Origin of the sequence: Lysinibacillus sp. FSL L8-0126 (genome assembly GCF_038630385.1) — a bacterium.
Lineage (GTDB): Bacteria > Bacillota > Bacilli > Bacillales_A > Planococcaceae > Lysinibacillus > Lysinibacillus fusiformis_D.
Map to the genome: position 1 here is coordinate 2,599,583 of NZ_CP152028.1, position 16,842 is coordinate 2,616,424.

12 protein-coding genes, 20 tRNA genes and 1 rRNA gene are annotated in these 16,842 nt (G+C 40.7%); 29 read left to right on the forward strand and 4 right to left on the reverse strand.

Annotation, left to right across the window (positions count from 1 at the left end; genetic code table 11):
• Nucleotides 1-187: 187 nt before the first annotated feature.
• From nadA to nadB, 3 genes are read right to left on the reverse strand one after another with little or no spacing between them, the layout of a single operon-like run.
• Entirely contained in the window at nt 188-1,291 is a 1,104-nt protein-coding gene (gene nadA / locus MHI34_RS12780; protein WP_058843236.1) for a quinolinate synthase NadA, read from the reverse strand.
• Entirely contained in the window at nt 1,278-2,138 is an 861-nt protein-coding gene (nadC, locus tag MHI34_RS12785; RefSeq protein WP_058843237.1) for a carboxylating nicotinate-nucleotide diphosphorylase, read from the reverse strand. The genes nadA and nadC overlap by 14 nt, the downstream gene beginning before the upstream one ends.
• A complete protein-coding gene (nadB, locus tag MHI34_RS12790) occupies nt 2,095-3,681 on the reverse strand; it encodes an L-aspartate oxidase (protein ID WP_058843238.1) in 1,587 nt (528 codons plus the stop codon). Before nadB ends, nadC begins: the two co-directional genes overlap by 44 nt.
• Before the next feature lie 100 nt (nt 3,682-3,781).
• On the opposite strand from nadB, the gene MHI34_RS12795 reads away from it, so the two are divergent.
• The 26 genes from MHI34_RS12795 to MHI34_RS12920 all read left to right on the forward strand — a co-directional run bounded on the left by MHI34_RS12795 (nt 3,782) and on the right by MHI34_RS12920 (nt 11,730).
• Complete coding sequence (locus MHI34_RS12795; protein ID WP_082673677.1) at nt 3,782-4,852, forward strand: cysteine desulfurase family protein; 1,071 nt, start codon at nt 3,782-3,784, stop codon at nt 4,850-4,852.
• A gap of 319 nt (nt 4,853-5,171) precedes the next feature.
• Nucleotides 5,172-5,287, forward strand: a 5S ribosomal RNA gene (gene rrf / locus MHI34_RS12800).
• Nucleotides 5,288-5,297: 10 nt separating this feature from the next.
• Nucleotides 5,298-5,373 (forward strand) — tRNA-Val (locus MHI34_RS12805).
• Nucleotides 5,374-5,376: 3 nt separating this feature from the next.
• Nucleotides 5,377-5,452: transfer RNA gene (locus MHI34_RS12810), tRNA-Thr, on the forward strand.
• Between the two features lie 8 nt (nt 5,453-5,460).
• A tRNA-Lys gene (locus MHI34_RS12815) sits at nt 5,461-5,536 on the forward strand.
• 17 nt (nt 5,537-5,553) lie between these two features.
• Nucleotides 5,554-5,638: transfer RNA gene (locus MHI34_RS12820), tRNA-Leu, on the forward strand.
• 35 nt (nt 5,639-5,673) lie between these two features.
• Nucleotides 5,674-5,748 (forward strand) — tRNA-Gly (locus MHI34_RS12825).
• Nucleotides 5,749-5,753: 5 nt separating this feature from the next.
• Nucleotides 5,754-5,842: transfer RNA gene (locus tag MHI34_RS12830), tRNA-Leu, on the forward strand.
• An 8-nt stretch (nt 5,843-5,850) separates the two neighbouring features.
• Nucleotides 5,851-5,927, forward strand: a tRNA-Arg gene (locus tag MHI34_RS12835).
• A 7-nt stretch (nt 5,928-5,934) separates the two neighbouring features.
• Nucleotides 5,935-6,011: transfer RNA gene (locus tag MHI34_RS12840), tRNA-Pro, on the forward strand.
• Between the two features lie 16 nt (nt 6,012-6,027).
• A tRNA-Ala gene (locus MHI34_RS12845) sits at nt 6,028-6,103 on the forward strand.
• A 27-nt stretch (nt 6,104-6,130) separates the two neighbouring features.
• Nucleotides 6,131-6,204, forward strand: a tRNA-Met gene (locus tag MHI34_RS12850).
• 7 nt (nt 6,205-6,211) lie between these two features.
• Nucleotides 6,212-6,288: transfer RNA gene (locus tag MHI34_RS12855), tRNA-Ile, on the forward strand.
• A 15-nt stretch (nt 6,289-6,303) separates the two neighbouring features.
• Nucleotides 6,304-6,396, forward strand: a tRNA-Ser gene (locus tag MHI34_RS12860).
• 53 nt (nt 6,397-6,449) lie between these two features.
• A tRNA-Met gene (locus MHI34_RS12865) sits at nt 6,450-6,524 on the forward strand.
• 3 nt (nt 6,525-6,527) lie between these two features.
• Nucleotides 6,528-6,603 (forward strand) — tRNA-Asp (locus MHI34_RS12870).
• Between the two features lie 57 nt (nt 6,604-6,660).
• Nucleotides 6,661-6,736, forward strand: a tRNA-Phe gene (locus MHI34_RS12875).
• A 5-nt stretch (nt 6,737-6,741) separates the two neighbouring features.
• Nucleotides 6,742-6,815: transfer RNA gene (locus tag MHI34_RS12880), tRNA-Gly, on the forward strand.
• A gap of 1 nt (nt 6,816) precedes the next feature.
• A tRNA-Ile gene (locus MHI34_RS12885) sits at nt 6,817-6,890 on the forward strand.
• Between the two features lie 7 nt (nt 6,891-6,897).
• Nucleotides 6,898-6,974 (forward strand) — tRNA-Asn (locus MHI34_RS12890).
• Between the two features lie 9 nt (nt 6,975-6,983).
• Nucleotides 6,984-7,074, forward strand: a tRNA-Ser gene (locus tag MHI34_RS12895).
• A 2-nt stretch (nt 7,075-7,076) separates the two neighbouring features.
• Nucleotides 7,077-7,148 (forward strand) — tRNA-Glu (locus MHI34_RS12900).
• Between the two features lie 274 nt (nt 7,149-7,422).
• Nucleotides 7,423-8,625 carry a diaminopropionate ammonia-lyase gene (locus tag MHI34_RS12905; protein ID WP_340811938.1) on the forward strand — a complete coding sequence of 401 codons (1,203 nt, stop codon included), beginning with the start codon at nt 7,423-7,425 and terminating at the stop codon, nt 8,623-8,625.
• Nucleotides 8,626-9,469: 844 nt separating this feature from the next.
• On the forward strand, nt 9,470-10,231 hold the full coding sequence (locus MHI34_RS12910; protein ID WP_271910760.1) for a MerR family transcriptional regulator: 762 nt from the start codon (nt 9,470-9,472) through the stop codon (nt 10,229-10,231).
• A gap of 75 nt (nt 10,232-10,306) precedes the next feature.
• On the forward strand, nt 10,307-10,756 hold the full coding sequence (locus MHI34_RS12915; protein WP_141905367.1) for a TraR/DksA C4-type zinc finger protein: 450 nt from the start codon (nt 10,307-10,309) through the stop codon (nt 10,754-10,756).
• A gap of 47 nt (nt 10,757-10,803) precedes the next feature.
• Nucleotides 10,804-11,730, forward strand: coding sequence for a dipeptidase (locus MHI34_RS12920; RefSeq protein WP_342503511.1), 927 nt, complete (start codon nt 10,804-10,806; stop codon nt 11,728-11,730).
• A gap of 13 nt (nt 11,731-11,743) precedes the next feature.
• Here MHI34_RS12920 and MHI34_RS12925 read toward each other — a convergent pair whose 3' ends face one another.
• Nucleotides 11,744-12,664, reverse strand: coding sequence for a 1,4-dihydroxy-2-naphthoate polyprenyltransferase (locus MHI34_RS12925; RefSeq protein ID WP_036123142.1), 921 nt, complete (start codon nt 12,662-12,664; stop codon nt 11,744-11,746).
• Between the two features lie 247 nt (nt 12,665-12,911).
• Here MHI34_RS12925 and MHI34_RS12930 point away from each other — a divergent pair, with 247 nt between their 5' ends.
• The 3 genes from MHI34_RS12930 to menH are packed head-to-tail and all read left to right on the forward strand — an operon-like array spanning nt 12,912 to nt 16,811.
• The gene (locus MHI34_RS12930; RefSeq protein ID WP_271910758.1) at nt 12,912-14,297 is read left to right on the forward strand and encodes an isochorismate synthase; all 1,386 of its coding nucleotides are present in this window, start codon (nt 12,912-12,914) and stop codon (nt 14,295-14,297) included.
• Complete coding sequence (gene menD, locus MHI34_RS12935) at nt 14,290-16,005, forward strand: 2-succinyl-5-enolpyruvyl-6-hydroxy-3-cyclohexene-1-carboxylic-acid synthase (protein ID WP_058845032.1); 1,716 nt, start codon at nt 14,290-14,292, stop codon at nt 16,003-16,005. The genes MHI34_RS12930 and menD overlap by 8 nt, the downstream gene beginning before the upstream one ends.
• Nucleotides 16,002-16,811, forward strand: a complete 810-nt coding sequence (menH, locus tag MHI34_RS12940) for a 2-succinyl-6-hydroxy-2,4-cyclohexadiene-1-carboxylate synthase (protein ID WP_342503512.1) — start codon at nt 16,002-16,004, stop codon at nt 16,809-16,811. The genes menD and menH overlap by 4 nt, the downstream gene beginning before the upstream one ends.
• Nucleotides 16,812-16,842: the final 31 nt, after the last annotated feature.

The window sequence follows — 16,842 nt, forward strand, 5'->3', positions numbered from 1 at the left end:
CTCCAAATCGACAGTAGCATAGAGCATAAAGCCATGTCAATTTCAGCAATAGATGGATATTCTTTGATTGGATCGATGATGATGCATTTGAAAATGGCAGTTGTTTAAGCTATTCAAAATAGATGTTATATGAACATAAAAAGCAGAGACGTTTTTTTACACCATCTCTGCTTTTAAAGCAACCTAATTATCCTCGTGCTAGCATTCTTTCGAGAGAGCTAAGTGCTTCAGCTGTAGTATATTCATCTACTTGGATACGGTTATGTGGTTGCCCCTGCTCAATACTTTCTAAGCTCCACAACAGATGGGGAAGGTCAATGCGATTCATTGTTAAGCAAGGACAAAAATTTTCATTTAAAGAGATAATATGTTTATCTGGATGCTGCTTCATTATGCGATTGACAAGATTCATTTCTGTTCCAATAGCCCATGCCGATCCGCTTGGTGCACGATTGATTGTCTCAATGATGTATTTTGTGGAACCTGCATCATCAGCAGCTGCTACAACTTCACGACTGCATTCAGGGTGAACAATAATTTGCATAGTTGGATGTTCTTTGCGAACGACCTCCGTATGGTGAACCGTAAATCCTTCATGTACAGAGCAATGACCTTTCCATAGAATAACCTGAATGTTCTCAAGCGGCTCATTTGTTTCAAGTATATTCTTATGGGGATTCCAAACAGCCATATTTTTAAGTGGAATACCTAAATCATAGGCAGTATTTCTTCCTAAATGTTGGTCAGGTAAAAAGAAAATACGCTGTTTTTGTGTAAATGCCCATTGAACAAGCTCCTTAGCATTCGATGAAGTGACACAGGCACCACCATGTCTTCCCGTAAAGGCTTTAATGGCAGCAGTTGAATTGACATAAGTTAGCGGGATAATTGTATCACCAAAGAGTTGCTGAAGAATCGGCCATGCTTGTTCTGTTTGATAAATATCAGCCATATCAGCCATTGAACAACCTGCACGCATATCTGGTAAATAGACATGTTGCTGCTTCGTTGTCAGCATATCAGCAGTTTCAGCCATAAAATGCACACCGCAAAATACGATATGCTCAGCTTCCTTGTTTGCGGCAGATAATTGAGCTAACTGTAGGGAATCACCAGTTGCATCTGCAAATTGAATGACTTCATCTTTTTGATAATGATGTCCTGGTATAAATAGTTTAGATCCTAATTTTTGCTTTATTGATAAAATACGAGATTCCATTTCCTTTACTGATAATGCCCGGTAATGCTCTGGAAGTAGTGTCGTTTGTTGTAATAAACTAGTTATGGACAAGGGAATGATCTCCTTTCATTTGAACGAGTGCACTAATGTCAAAGGCTTTAACGGAATGCGTTAATGAACCAAGTGAAATAAACTGAACACCTGATTGTGCATAGGCCTTTAAATTTTCAAGTGTGATGCCTCCTGATGCCTCTGTCACAATAGAAGAAGGGACAGTGGGAAGCCATGCTCGTATTTCTTCTGGACTACGGTTATCAAACATAATAATATCTGCTCCAGCAATGATGGCTTCTTCTAGCTGGTCCTTTGTTTCAATTTCCACTTCGATTTTTACAGTATGACCGACTTTTGCTCTAGCAGCCTGAACAGCTTTTGTAATGCTACCAGCAAAGGCAATGTGGTTATCCTTTAGCATGATGGCATCATACAGGCCATTACGATGATTAAAGCCACCACCGGTTCTAACAGCATATTTATCCAGCATACGCAATCCAGGCATGGTTTTACGCGTATCACATATTTTCGCATGCGTACCAGCTGTTTCTCGAACGGCATGATGGGTCGCTGTCGCAATAGCGGACATACGCTGAATAAGATTTAATATAACGCGCTCACCTATTAATAATTTTTGTAAGGGTCCCTTTACCACAGCAAGCACATCACCGGTCTTTACTGTCTCTCCATCTTTTTTTAGAAGTTGGATTTTTATTGATCGATCGAGTAAGTGAAAGCCATACTCAATAATGAGCGCCCCGCAGAAAACCCCATTTTCTTTAGCATAAAAAGAAAATGATCCCTGCTGTTCAGCTGAAAAGATATATTCACTCGATAAATCCCCATCACCTAAATCCTCATTAAAAAATTGCTTGAGCATTTCCTCGAGTTTGATGATATTCATACAATGAGTTCCTCACTTTCATTTGGCCTTGCGAAAAAATAATCCAACGACTTGCCCAGTGTGCGTCCATTTCTAATTTATCCGTACGAATGTGAGCACCACGCGTTTCCGTTCGTGTAATTGCAGCATGTGCCATTAATGTTGCAACAACATGCATCATAAATAGTTCCAATTCAGCTTGTTCTAGACCCTTTAGATTCGTATAAAGAAGTGATTGTAAGGAGGGTAATTGCTGAATAAAATGCTGCAAGTCATTAACGTTTCGCACGATGCCTAAAAACTGCATCATGTATTGCTGTAACTGCTGTTTGCTAAATAAAGATGGCATTATTTCAGCACATTGATGGTGGTCATGTGTGAAATTTTTTTGATGGCAACCATGTTGAATGATGAACTGAGCCATTCTTTGCCCAAACGTAATACCTTCCAATAGGGAGTTACTTGCTAAACGGTTCGCACCATGGACACCTGTACAGGCAACTTCCCCCACTGCATATAGATTAGGTATAGTGGTTCTTCCTTTGTCATCAGCAATAACGCCCCCCATTAAGAAATGACTTCCTGGAGCTACAGGAATTAAGCCATCTTGTAAATAAACTTGATTGTCATAGCAAAGCTGAGCAATTGTTGGGAATTTCACTTCAAAATTTTGAATGTTAGTAATATCAATAAACGTCTCCTCACCAGCAGCACGTTTTTTAAAAAGTGCAAGTGCCGTAATATGTCTTGGTGCTAAGTCAAGTTGGGCATGTAAGCCTGTCATAATGGGCTGACGCTGTGCATCGACAAAGATGCCACCAGCACCTCGAACAGCTTCGGAAACTAATCCCTTCGCCTCATTTTCACACCAAAGCAGACTAGGGTGGAACTGCATAAATTCCATATCACTGATGGCAGCACCTGCGCGAAATGCTAACGCGATGCCGTCACCTGTATTGGTTGGATAATTAGATGTGCTTGAATAGAGTGCACCTGCACCACCTGTCGCTAAAATGACATGATGGGCCAAATAGCGTGTAATGCCTTTTTGTCCTTTGGTAAGTGCGCCTATGCAGTCACCATCTGTATTCCGTAAAAGCTCATAAGCCATTTCATAGCAATTCACCTTTGTTTTAGGCGAAAGTTTATGAAGTAAGTAATCTATGAAAATTTGACCAGTACGATCACCACCTGCATGTAGAATACGATGATGACTATGTGCCCCTTCGAGTCCTAGAGCCGGTTTTCCATCAACATGACGATCGATAGGGAGACCAGTCTTTAAATATTTCTGCATGATTTTAGTGCCATCTTCTATGAGTGTAGTAACATGTTTTTTCTCGTGATGATATTCTCCAGCTTTCAATGTATCAGCAATGTGGTGTTCAATATGATCTTTCTCACTTGTAACAGCAGCGATGCCACCTTGTGCACGATAAGAACTACTCATATAAAGAGATGATTTTGTAACAATTTGTACTTGAAAATGTTCTTCGAGCAGTAAAGCAGCTTGAAGTGCAGCAATTCCACTGCCGATTATAAGGACATCTGCCTTTACATCCATAGTTATACCCTCTTTACAGTTGTCTTGACACTTATCTTTACATAAAATAAAAAAGAAAACAAGACTTGATGAACTAGAGAGGGAGAAGACAATGATTTATATGGATTATGCTGCGACATCACCGATGACGAAGGAGGCTCTTGCAGCTTATGTAGAGGTAGCACAGCGGTATTATGGAAATAGTGCAAGTCTTCATGATTTAGGAGGACAAGCCTATTATTTTGTCCAGCAATCAAGAGAGGTTGTAGCCAATGCTTTAGGCGTAAATAGTGACGGTATTATTTTTACAGGGAGCGGGACAGAAGGAAATATCCTGGCTATCTTGTCATTAGCGCTGGCCTCTAAAAAAGGAAAACACATTATTTCATCTCAAGCTGAGCATACGTCTGTGCATGCAGCGTTGAATACGCTTGAGAAAATGGGTTTTATAGTGACAAAATTGCCTTTACAGATGGATGGATGGATTGACCTTGAACAATTACAGCAAGCAATCCGCAAAGATACGGCTTTGATTACAATTCAACATGTCAATTCTGAAATTGGTGCTATTCAGCCTGTAGAGAAAATAATAGAGATGGCTAAAAAATCTGATGTTTTCAGCCATATTGACTGTGTACAATCATTTGGGAAGCTTGCTATACCAAGTGGAGTAGATGCCATCACAATCTCAGCTCATAAAATAGGTGGACCAAAGGGGTGTGGTGCTGTCTATCTGAATCCTGCGCTCCGAGTACCTGCCTTAACACCGGGTGTGACTCATGAGAGGGGTTTAAGAGGCGGCACATTAGATACACCAGCAATTGTAGCCTTTGCGGCAGCAATTGAAAACTATCAATATGAAAGACAACATTATGAGACTTTAAGAAGATTTTTGAAAAACAATTTGCCTGAAACATGCCAATTAATAGAATGTAACCAACAATTGCCTACTATTTGTGGCGTAATGATGGATAAAATAGAGGGACAATATGTTCTTTTAAAGTTAAATGAGGCAGGAATCTGTATTTCGACGGGTAGTGCATGTGATATTCATAGTGAATCTGGAACGAAAGCCATTTTATCAATGGGTTACTCTTTGGAAGCAGCACGCCAATTTTTTAGACTATCTTTTGGAGCTTCCACTACATTTGAAGAAATTCTAAGATTGAAACAAGAGCTTTTAACTATTTAATGAAACAACAAGTGAAGGGTTTTCTATACCCTTTCCTTGTTTAGAAATAGATTATAAGCTAAGAAAATAGGTGAAATAAAATAATTGTTTTCTTTTGAAACAACAATTGTTATAATATTTTGCAGGGCAATATTTTCTCTTACTTAGCAAAAATAACTTCAAAAAGTAATAATTTCTTTTTTTTATAAAAAAGTATTGCACAATGTGAGAAAACGTTATACAATAATTCTTGTCTTGAAGGACAGGTAAACAACTTCAAAACAAGATACATAAAGAAACTTCTGCTAAGAACGCAGAAGCCAGCACATCCATGTGCAAGTCTAGTGATGATGGCAAAGAGGTCACACCCGTTCCCATACCGAACACGGAAGTTAAGCTCTTTAGCGCCGATGGTAGTTGGGGGCTTCCCCCTGTGAGAGTAGGACGTCGCTAGGCATAATACCCAGGAGGATTAGCTCAGCTGGGAGAGCATCTGCCTTACAAGCAGAGGGTCGGCGGTTCGAGCCCGTCATCCTCCACCATATGCCGGTTTAGCTCAGCAGGTAGAGCAACTGACTTGTAATCAGTAGGTCGTGGGTTCGATTCCTATAGCCGGCACCATTTTTTTAGAGCCATTAGCTCAGTTGGTAGAGCATCTGACTTTTAATCAGAGGGTCGAAGGTTCGAGTCCTTCATGGCTCACCATTTTTAAATAATAATAAGCGGGTGTGGCGGAATTGGCAGACGCACTAGACTTAGGATCTAGCGCCGCAAGGCGTGGGGGTTCGACTCCCTTCACCCGCACCATTATTTCATTGCCAGATAAAAAAACTTATGCACATGCGGAAGTAGTTCAGTGGTAGAACACCACCTTGCCAAGGTGGGGGTCGCGAGTTCGAACCTCGTCTTCCGCTCCAAATGTGCCGGGGTGGCGGAACTGGCAGACGCACAGGACTTAAAATCCTGCGGTAGGTGACTACCGTACCGGTTCGATTCCGGTCCTCGGCACCATTTTTAATGCGCCCGTAGCTCAATTGGATAGAGCGTCTGACTACGGATCAGAAGGTTATGGGTTCGACTCCTGTCGGGCGCGCCAAAAAGAACGGGAAGTAGCTCAGCTTGGTAGAGCACTTGGTTTGGGACCAAGGGGTCGCAGGTTCGAATCCTGTCTTCCCGACCATTTCCAAAGAAATTATGGGGCCTTAGCTCAGCTGGGAGAGCGCCTGCCTTGCACGCAGGAGGTCAGCGGTTCGATCCCGCTAGGCTCCACCATAATAAATTAACCAGTATAAAGATCCTGGCGGCGTAGCTCAGCTGGCTAGAGCGTACGGTTCATACCCGTAAGGTCGGGGGTTCGATCCCCTCTGCCGCCATCTTAAAGGACCTTTAGCTCAGTTGGTTAGAGCAGACGGCTCATAACCGTCCGGTCGCAGGTTCGAGTCCTGCAAGGTCCACCATTTATATATTGCAACGGAGGTATACCCAAGTCTGGCTGAAGGGATCGGTCTTGAAAACCGACAGGCGGGTAACACCGCGCGGGGGTTCGAATCCCTCTACCTCCTCCAGTTTTAAATCTTTATAAATGGTGCTTTAAAAACTCGAAACCGTATAAAATTATCGCGGGGTGGAGCAGTGGTAGCTCGTCGGGCTCATAACCCGAAGGTCGTTGGTTCAAATCCGGCCCCCGCAACCAAATGGTCCCGTGGTGTAGCGGTTAACATGCCTGCCTGTCACGCAGGAGATCGCCGGTTCGATCCCGGTCGGGACCGCCATTATTTTCATAAGAAGATATGATAAGCAAAAGAAAATAAGCTTAGCATGGACGAAATGGGTCAGTAGCTCAGTTGGTAGAGCATTAGATTGAAGCTCTAAGTGTCGGCGGTTCGATTCCGTCCTGACCCACCATTTATGCGGGTGTAGTTTAATGGTAAAACCTCAGCCTTCCAAGCTGATGTCGTGGGTTCGATTCCCATCACCCGCTCCAAGGGCCTATAGCTCAGCTGGTTAGAGCGCACGCCTGATAAGCGTGAGGTCGATGGTTCGAGTCCATTTAGGCCCATCATTATTCCGAAGTAGCTCAGTTGGTAGTAGCACCTGACTGTTAATCAGGTTGTCGCAGGTTCGAGTCCTGCCTTCGGAGCCATTTTTATGTGGGGAAGTACTCAAGAGGCTGAAGAGGCGCCCCTGCTAAGGGTGTAGGTCGGGTAACCGGCGCGAGGGTTCAAATCCCTCCTTCTCCGCCATTGGCCCGTTGGTCAAGTGGTTAAGACACCGCCCTTTCACGGCGGTAACACGGGTTCGAATCCCGTACGGGTCATACTAAGTGCAGTAGATGAATTACATCTACTGCACTTTTTAATTGATTTGATAACATAGTTACTATAAAAATGAAGCCTTCACAGAACATCGAATCTGTGAAGGCTTGTTAATTATATAGGAAGTTAAGAAATTTTTCTCCCTTTTCCGTAGGGGATCATAAACGCATAACAAGGAACTTAGACAAATGAACTTAGACAAATGTAAGTTCTGTATTGTATAATTTTGTATTTTGAAGCTAGATGGACTAAGCTAATGATAAAGGAGGGATAGGAATGAATGAAAAATTAAAGTGGGTGCACAATCAGCTGGATAAAGCAAATGACGGAACAGCTTTACTGCCATATTTTACATTGGAACAAGTAAAGAAAGTGGGGCAATTTCTACGTACATATGAGCAATTTGAAAAGACACCTCTCCATCATCTTGATTCACTTGCTTCATGGATGGGTGTAGAAAAAATTTTGGTAAAAGACGAATCCTATCGATTTGGCTTAAACGCATTTAAAGTATTAGGCGGAGTTTATGCAATTGCGCAGTATGTTGCCAATAGACTCCAGAAAAATATAGAGGAACTATCGTTTGAACAATTAAAATCATCAGAAGTAAAAGCGCAGGTAGGAAATTTAACCTTTATTTCAACAACAGATGGTAACCATGGTCGTGGTGTGGCATGGGCGGCTCGTGAACTAGGGTATCAAGCGCGAATATATATGCCAGCTGGCAGTGCCGATGAACGTTTACAGCATATTAAAAAAGAAGGAGCCTATGCTGAAATAACGACAATGAATTATGATGAAACCGTGCGTTATTCCTCGCAGCTAGCACAAGAAAATGGCTGGGTCCTGATTCAGGATACGATGTGGGATGGCTACGAAGAAATACCATTATGGATTATGCAAGGCTACACAACACTTGTACATGAAATCGTTGAACAGATGCAGCAAGCTCCGACACATGTATTTTTACAAGCTGGTGTTGGGTCATTTGCAGGGGCAGTAGTAGCTTTTTTACAACAATATTATGAGCAGGATATTACATTTGTGTTAGTTGAGCCACATGTTGCTAATTGTTATTATGAGAGCTTTAAGGCAGGTACTGAGCAATATGTAACTGTTGGTGGAGAGATGAAAACCATAATGGCGGGCCTTGCTTGCGGTGAACCTAATCCACAGGCTTGGCGACTCTTAAAAGCCCATATAAAAATAAGCATCTCCTGTGAAGAAGAAATAGCAGCAACAGGAATGCGCGTTCTTGCAAATCCATTGGCTTCAGACTCACGTATTATAGCAGGAGAATCAGGAGCGGCTCCGTTTGGTTGCTTTTATGAATTAATGACTAATGAACACTACAAAGATTTAATACTCGACCTACAGCTAGACGAACATGCGAGGGTGTTGTTTATTAATACAGAGGGTGACACAGATAAAAAGAATTATCATCACATAGTGTGGCATGGGAAATATGCGAATCAATGAACAGTAAGATAGCTGGATCATTTTTAAACTACCAAAACAATGCAGAAGAAACGAACTATTGCGAAATAAGAGTATCTCGCGATAGTTTATTTTTTCCTTGCTTATTTTACGATTGTAAAAGACCTTATTAGTGAATAGTAATATGGGCAATTTTAAAAGCACCATAATCATCTATTGTAACAGTATAGGTCTTATAGCAATCATAGAATTGATAATTTTCTTGTGCATCATAAAAATCACACGTTTCGTTCATATCCACATAGTATTGACCATTTGAAAATTGTACATCTAATACCCCATTGTTTTAAATAGAAGTAATATGTAATTTCATTACTATATTTCTCTAATTTTTGATAAGCTGAACTGCCAAGTGCAAGCATATCAGCAATCCAATAAAAATCACCCTCATTGAGTGCCATCTCATAATACAAACGGAATGCTTACACGAATTGACCAGCTAGTATAGCGTCTGCTTCGTTAGTGGATTCTGTTTCAATAATAGATAGTTGACTGTTTTCATAAACATTCGCAACAGCACGAACTTCATTTGCTGAAAGTGGCTTAGCAATCCATCAAAATTGGTCAAGCATACTGTAAAGAGGGATGGAGAAGGCAAAGTTAGTACTTGTTTTGTATGACTCTCATGGTGACAATTTGGACACTTCATCCTATCACGTTCCTGTGAAATATTTATTATTCATATCGGTGTATAAAAACTCAGATTATAGATTTTTATGGAATTATATATTCTGAAAGGATGATTATAGTTCGATTAATATTTTTTATTTTGTCTTGACCTTAACGTTGCGTCAAAGTTTACAGTAGCATTAGAGGAGGTGAGCACATGGAATATTCCATTCAGGAGCTTGCTCAATTGTCGGGTGTTAGCACGAGAACATTGCGTTATTATGATGAAATTGGGTTGCTGAAGCCAGCCAGAACAAATGAGGCAGGGTATCGATTCTATGGCCAATTGGAGGTCGATATGCTACAGCAGATTTTATTTTATCGTGCATTAGATATGAAACTTGCGACGATTCAAGCGATTATTAAGGCGCCAAATTTTCAACATGCAGAGGCGCTAAAAGCACATAGAGCAGCTTTGCTTCAACGCCAGGAACAGCTTGTAACAATCTTACAGACGGTAGAAAAAACAATACAATCCATTGAGGGGGAACAACCGATGTCCAATGAAGAAAAATTTAAAGGTTTTAAAGAAAGGTTAATCGAAGATAATGAAAAGCAATACGGACAAGAAATTCGTGCGAAATATGGAGAAGGCACAGTGGATGCTTCGAATGCTAAGCTTATGAATATGACAGAGCAACAATATCAGGCGATGCAAGAGCTAGAACAGCAAATGTTTGAGCGGTTAGCAGAGGCTATGGAGCTCGGGAATCCTACAAGTGACATTGCGATGGAAGTGGCAGAATTGCATAAACGCTGGCTAAGCTTTACATGGAATGAATATTCTCAAGAGGCCCATGCAGGACTTGCACAAATGTATATAGCTGACGAACGATTTACGGCTTATTATGATGAGCGAGGTGCAATGGGAACTGCACAATTTTTACACGATGCAATCATAGCTTACACGAGTAAATAAATAGGTCTTCCTTATGCTGACATGTTTTAGAAATCGTAAATTAGGAAAAAATGAAGGCATGAGGAGGAGATTTTTTTGGATCAACAAGTAATGCAACAATTAAAAAGACAACTAGAGCAAGAATTGCAAGAAATTGAACAACGATTAGAGGAATCAGAGCGTCCCCAAGCGACAGAGCTATCTAATTATGATAATCATCCTGCTGATAATGCGAGTGATTTAACGGATCAGCTAACAGAAATGGCTATGGATGAGCATCTTGGCGACAATGCGGAGGAAATTAAAAAAGCTCTTCAAGCAATGGCAGACGGAACATATGGTAAATGTGTGGTCTGTGGTGAAGACATTCCATTAGGACGTTTAGAGGCTATGCCGCAAGCTTTGACATGCGTGGAGCATGCAGAACAGAAAGAAGAAAACTTACGACCGGTGGAAGAAGATGTACTATCTTCAACACCAAGATCTGATGATTTTATTGAACTTGAGGAATTTGGCTCTTCCGATACACCGCAAGATAAAATTTAGTAAGTTTTTCCTCGTGAAAGCAGTATAATAGCTGTAGAGGTGAGGATATGAAGATTATTGATTTACATTGTGATGCGCTTTTAAAATTAACAACTCTTGAAACGGCAAATTTTGCAGAGGATGAGCGTCTTCATACCAATCAAAAAAGACTGCAATTAGGGCAAATAGAGGCTCAAGTATTCGCCATCTTTATTGACCCAGAAATCCCACAAAATCTGCAATTTCTTGAGGTCATGCGCCAAATTGAAGCATTTCATACCCATGTTTTACAAACAGAGGGCATGGTGCATATAACAGATTGGGCGCAGTTAGACCGAATAGCTCCACATGAGATAGGAGCTATTTTAAGCTTAGAGGGCTGCAATGCCATTGGTGATGATTTAGCAAAACTGACAGCCGTACTAGATGCTGGTGTAAAATTAGTAGGCTTAACATGGAATGAAGAAAATGCTGTTGCACATGGAGCTGAACAGGATGCAAGTTTAGGATTGAAGCCGTTTGGTCAAGAAGTTATACAATTACTAAATGAGCGAGATATTATTATTGATGTCTCTCATCTGAATGAACAAAGCTTTTGGGACGTGTTGCCTTTAGCGAAGCATATTCTTGCAAGTCATAGTAATGCACGTACACTATGTGACCACCCACGTAATTTAACGGATGCCCAAGCAAAGGCGCTTGTAGAACATGGGGGACATATCCATGTAGTTTACTTCCCACCCTTCATTGGTAAAGATGCAACACTAGAACATTTAGTGGATCATGTGGAGCATTTAGCAAAATTAGTAGGTGTCGAGCACATAGGATTAGGTTCAGATTTCGATGGGATTGATAGGACTGTCAAAGGCTTAACGCATGCAGGAGAAGCACAAAATTTAGTAGAGGCACTACGCTCACGTTTTTCAGCCGAAGAAGTGCATGGTATCGCAAGTCAAAATTTCAGACGTTATATAAAAAAAGCAGCAACCCGTTAAGGCTGCCGCATTTTTAATAAAAGAAATAATAAATTAATAAACCGATTCCTAATAGGAAGCCGAAGAATGTATTCGTTTGTGCTGTATATTTCATCGCAGGCATTACTTCTTTGGCTTCTTTTTTGTCTCGGAAAATTTGAATAGCACGTAATGGTTTTGGAATACTTAGGAAAATAATTAATGCCCAAAAAGTAATGCCATCAACTGCTACAAGGGCGATTACCCATAAATACGAGACGATAAAAAAGCCAGATAACACAGAAATCGCATTATCGCGTCCTACTAAAATAGCCAATGTTTTTCGTCCACCTTCTGTATCGCCAACAATATCACGGATATTGTTCGATAACATAATAGCACCGACTAAAATCATGCTTGGCACAGACAGCAATACAGCATCGAGTGTCACTGTAAGCGTTTGAATATAGAAGGCGATTAACACAATGCCCATGCCCATTACTGCCCCAGAAACAATTTCTCCAAATGGGGAATAGGCGATTGGATAAGGTCCACCTGTATATAAGAAACCAATAAGCATACAAACAAGCCCTACAGCTGCTAACCACCAAGATGTTGAGGCACATATGTAAATGCCAAGAAGCATAGCAATGGCATAGAAGCTTAACGCAATCAACATAATTGTTTTCGGCTGTACACCATGACGGACAATCGTTCCGCCAATTCCGACAGAATGCTCGTTATCTAATCCTAATTTGTAATCATAATATTCATTGAACATATTCGTTGCTGCTTGAATAAGCATACTTGCAATGAGCATAGCAAAAAATAGTCCAAAATCAATTGTTTCTTTTTCAATTGCTAGAGCAATTGCTGTCCCAAGAAATACGGGAACAAATGAAGCGGTTAAAGTATGTGGACGTGTTAAATGCCACCAAACTTTCAAACCCCTATCAGCTTCAATGACTTTGGTCATAAGGTCTTTCTCTCCTTCAAATGTTGTCGACTCTTCTTATTTTAAACGAAGAATGAGAAAATGGGTAGGTTCACAGCTTATTACATACTGTTTAATGAAAAAAAATGATACAATAGAACATGCATTTATGAACTGAAAATAAATAAGAATGATTAGCAACAGTACGAATAACAGTGTTGCCAACCAAAAAAATGATGTATTTTAATCATCATTGATTATGAACATTGCAGCAACGGAGGTAATTTTCATGCAACAGAAGTGGTACCAATCCACAGAGGTAGAAGTGGACTCTTTGGGCCAAAGCCTTCATTTTTATATGGAAACAATTGAAGTAAGTCGCTTATCTGCACTGGCGTTCTATGCAGCAGGCGAAGAGTGTTATAAAGGTGAACGATTTTATTGGCAAAATAGAGAAAAAACAATGACATTAGTTGGGCTAGGACATGCTCATACTATTCAAAACAATGCTCAACATGAACGTTTCGATGCTGTGGAAGCAGAATGGAAAAACTTAACGAAAAACTGTCCAAAAGGACAAAGTGAGTTACAGCCTATTTTGTTTGGTGGTTTTACATTTGATCCGCAAAATAATGTTGATGGAGAATGGACGGATTTTCCTGAGGCTTATTTTGCATTAGCAACATTTCAACTTGTGATTCGTGATGATAAAGCATACGTGAGTATTCATCTGTTGACACAAAATCATCAGGCTGAAGATCAGCTAGAAGTATTGAGAAAAGAGCGAGATCATTTAATTCATGCAGCCCAGGTTAAAGAAGTGAAAACGTATACAAAACCTGATATCACAAATTATTTCGAACCCTATAAGGAACCTTATTTAGCCTCGATTGACCAAGTGACAGCATTAATCAAACAGAAAAAAGCGGATAAAGTAGTTATTGCACGCTCACTTGCATTGCAATTTAAAGAGGATGTATCTGCACCACAAGTACTCTCTCAAATTATTCATGAGCAGCCAGAAAGCTATTTATTCGGTTTAGAGCATAAAGATTTATTGTTTTTTGGTGCATCACCTGAACGCCTTGTAAAAGTAGAAGAGGGTCGTGCGTTTTCTTCTTGCATTGCTGGCTCGATTAAACGAGGCAAGACGGCAGAGGAAGATGAGACTTATGGACAAAGTTTATTAAATGATCCGAAAAATAGTGGTGAACATCAGTATGTTGTCGATATGATTGTGGATACTTTCCGTAAAAATTGCGTGGACATGACAGTGCCAGATAGACCACGCCTATTAAAAATTCGTGATATTCAACATCTATATACACCTGTAGAAGGTCAATTAAATCAGAATGCTACAATTTTACAATTGACAAAATCATTACATCCTACACCAGCTTTAGGTGGTGTACCACGCAAAGAAGCATTGGCAGCCATTCGTAAGTATGAGCCGATGAATCGTGGTCTATATGCCGCGCCAATTGGCTGGTTAGACGCTGAAGGGAATGGTGAATTTGCAGTTGCGATACGTTCAGCTGCGTTACTAAGTGATAAAGCTTATTTATATGCAGGTGGAGGGATCGTAGCAGATTCAGAACCACAAGCTGAATATGAAGAAACATTAGTGAAATTCCGTCCAATGCTTCGTGCGCTAGGGGGACGATTACATGAGTGAACGAAAAAGATTAACAGATTATGTTTATAAAATGGTTGCATCGTTAGTACAAGCCGGTGTAGAAAATGTTGTCGTCAGTCCAGGCTCACGTTCCACTCCTCTTGCCTATGCAGTTGCTTCAACGAAAGAAGTAAACATGTATCGTCAAGTAGATGAACGCTCAGCTGCATTTTTTGCGTTAGGCCTGGCTAAGGCTACTGCTAAGCCTGTTGTCCTCTTATGTACATCTGGTACAGCAGCAGCAAACTATTTTCCTGCGATTGTAGAAGCAAGCTATGCACGAGTTCCATTGATTGTCTTAACGGCAGATCGCCCTCATGAATTACGTGAGGTAGGTGCACCACAGGCTATCAATCAGCTTAATTTATATGGTTCACATGTGAAATGGAGTGTAGATTTTCCGTTAGCAGATGGGGCTGATCCGACATTACCTTTGATTGAGCGTCACCTTGCTCGTGCGGTAGCGATTGCCACAAGTGCACCATTTGGACCAGTACATATTAATGTACCTTTCCGCGAACCATTATTAATTGATTTACAGCATGAACTGCCAACAGTAACATTCAAACATAGCAGCATGGGACAACTAACCCCAACGTTGGCTAATCAGCAGGAACTTTCCTCTATACTACAATTGACTAAAAGAGGCTTTATTATAATTGGGGAATTAGCGCTTGGCACGGACTTATCCATCGTTTGGGAATTTGTCCGTCAGCTCAAGTGGCCAGTCCTTGTTGAAAGCTTATCGAATATGCGTGCATCTGTACCAGAGGATTGTTTACCATATATCGTAACAACCTATGATGCCATTATGAAAAGCGAGGATTTTAAAGCACTTGTTCAACCAGATACAGTATTACGTATTGGGGCCCAGCCCGTCTCAAAATTTATTATGCAATTCATCACAAAATCACAGCCAAACGCTTATGTGATTATCGATGAAGATCCTATGTTTAGAGATGCTACGGGCGTATCTACGCATTTTATTCATGCTACTATCGGTCAGTGGCTGACACAATTAGCTATCAATGATACAGCCCTTGAAGAAACATACTTAGCCAAATGGCAAAATGCGAATGAGCTGGCATCCATTTCTATTGAGCAGTATTCAGAAGTAGAGAAAGATGAAGGCGCTATAGTTAGCCGTTTACTTAAAATGATTCCTGACGGTAGTGATATCTTCGTTAGTAGCAGTATGCCAGTGCGTGATATCGATACATTTTTATTGGCCACACCGAAAGATTTGCGTATTTTTGCCAATCGAGGCACGAATGGAATCGATGGCGTAGTATCAACCGCGATGGGCTTCAGTCAAGGAAATAAACGAGAAACCTATTTGCTGATTGGGGATTTAGCCTTTTTACATGATGTAAATGGATTGATTGCCTCCAGATATCAGAAGTGTAACTTAACCATTCTTGTCATGAATAATGATGGTGGCGGTATTTTTTCTTATTTACCACAGTCAACTGTCGAAGATCATTATGAAGATTTATTTGGCACACCGACTGCACTTGAATTCCGTGACATTGCCCATATGTATGAGATGGACTATGTGCGTGTGGAAACAATCTCCGAGCTTTCAGAGAAATTTTCAACAAAGCAACATCATCCTTTACGTTTGGTTGAAATATTTACCGATAGAACCGAAAATGTTAATGCTCATCGAGCGCTATGGAATCGAATTAATGCGGAGCTAAAAGCATGACAAAATGCATGATTCGAGGACTTGAAACGCATATTGAAATATGGAATGACAATAGTGAACATACACTTGTTGCGTTACATGGATTTACAGGCAGCACGGCTACATGGCATGATCTAGCGCAAGCTCTACCTAATGTTCGTGTTATTGCCATTGATTTAATTGGTCATGGTCAAACAGCTATTCCAGAGGATATACAGCGTTTCTCCATGGAGGAACAATTACAAGATTTAGAAGAATTATTTTGCCAGCTTCATCTAGAGAAATTTACGTTGTTAGGTTACTCAATGGGAGGAAGAATTGCCTTATCGTATGCTATTGCACACCCAGGTCATATTCAACAGCTTATCTTAGAAAGTGCTTCTCCAGGTTTACGAACAGCAGAAGAACGAAAGGAACGCTGTGAGCGAGATGAAGTACTGGCACAAAAAATAATGGCAAATGGGTTACAATCATTTGTCCATGCTTGGGAGAACATACCTCTTTTTGCAACACAGCATCGTCTTCCTGGAAGCGTACGAGAAACCATTCGAGCAGAAAGACTTTCTCAGAAAGAAGAGGGACTGGCTGGAAGCCTGAGAGGTATTGGAACAGGTGTTCAGCCTTCAAATTGGGAGAGCCTAGCGCAAGTGGAAATACCTGTACTACTCATTACTGGTTCATTGGATGAGAAATTTTGTAAAATTGCACTAGAAATGAAAGCGCTATTAAATACTGTTAGCCATCTTACAGTAAATGACGCTGGACATGCAATTCATGTGGAAAATCCCGCTGAGTTTGCTACAATAGTAGAGGAGTATTTAACGTAATATACTGTTACGTTAGCGCCTCGCTAGTAAC

What these genes read in the sequence shown, in the direction of transcription:
- nadB (WP_058843238.1), bottom strand. Translation starts at nt 3,681, where the DNA reads ATGGATGTAAAGGCAGATGTCCTTATAATCGGCAGTGGAATTGCTGCA.
- nadC (WP_058843237.1), bottom strand. Translation starts at nt 2,138, where the DNA reads ATGAATATCATCAAACTCGAGGAAATGCTCAAGCAATTTTTTAATGAG.
- menH (WP_342503512.1), top strand. Translation starts at nt 16,002, where the DNA reads ATGACAAAATGCATGATTCGAGGACTTGAAACGCATATTGAAATATGG.
- MHI34_RS12920 (WP_342503511.1), top strand. Translation starts at nt 10,804, where the DNA reads ATGAAGATTATTGATTTACATTGTGATGCGCTTTTAAAATTAACAACT.
- MHI34_RS12905 (WP_340811938.1), top strand. Translation starts at nt 7,423, where the DNA reads ATGAATGAAAAATTAAAGTGGGTGCACAATCAGCTGGATAAAGCAAAT.
- MHI34_RS12930 (WP_271910758.1), top strand. Translation starts at nt 12,912, where the DNA reads ATGCAACAGAAGTGGTACCAATCCACAGAGGTAGAAGTGGACTCTTTG.
- MHI34_RS12910 (WP_271910760.1), top strand. Translation starts at nt 9,470, where the DNA reads ATGGAATATTCCATTCAGGAGCTTGCTCAATTGTCGGGTGTTAGCACG.
- menD (WP_058845032.1), top strand. Translation starts at nt 14,290, where the DNA reads ATGAGTGAACGAAAAAGATTAACAGATTATGTTTATAAAATGGTTGCA.
- MHI34_RS12925 (WP_036123142.1), bottom strand. Translation starts at nt 12,664, where the DNA reads ATGACCAAAGTCATTGAAGCTGATAGGGGTTTGAAAGTTTGGTGGCAT.
- MHI34_RS12795 (WP_082673677.1), top strand. Translation starts at nt 3,782, where the DNA reads ATGGATTATGCTGCGACATCACCGATGACGAAGGAGGCTCTTGCAGCT.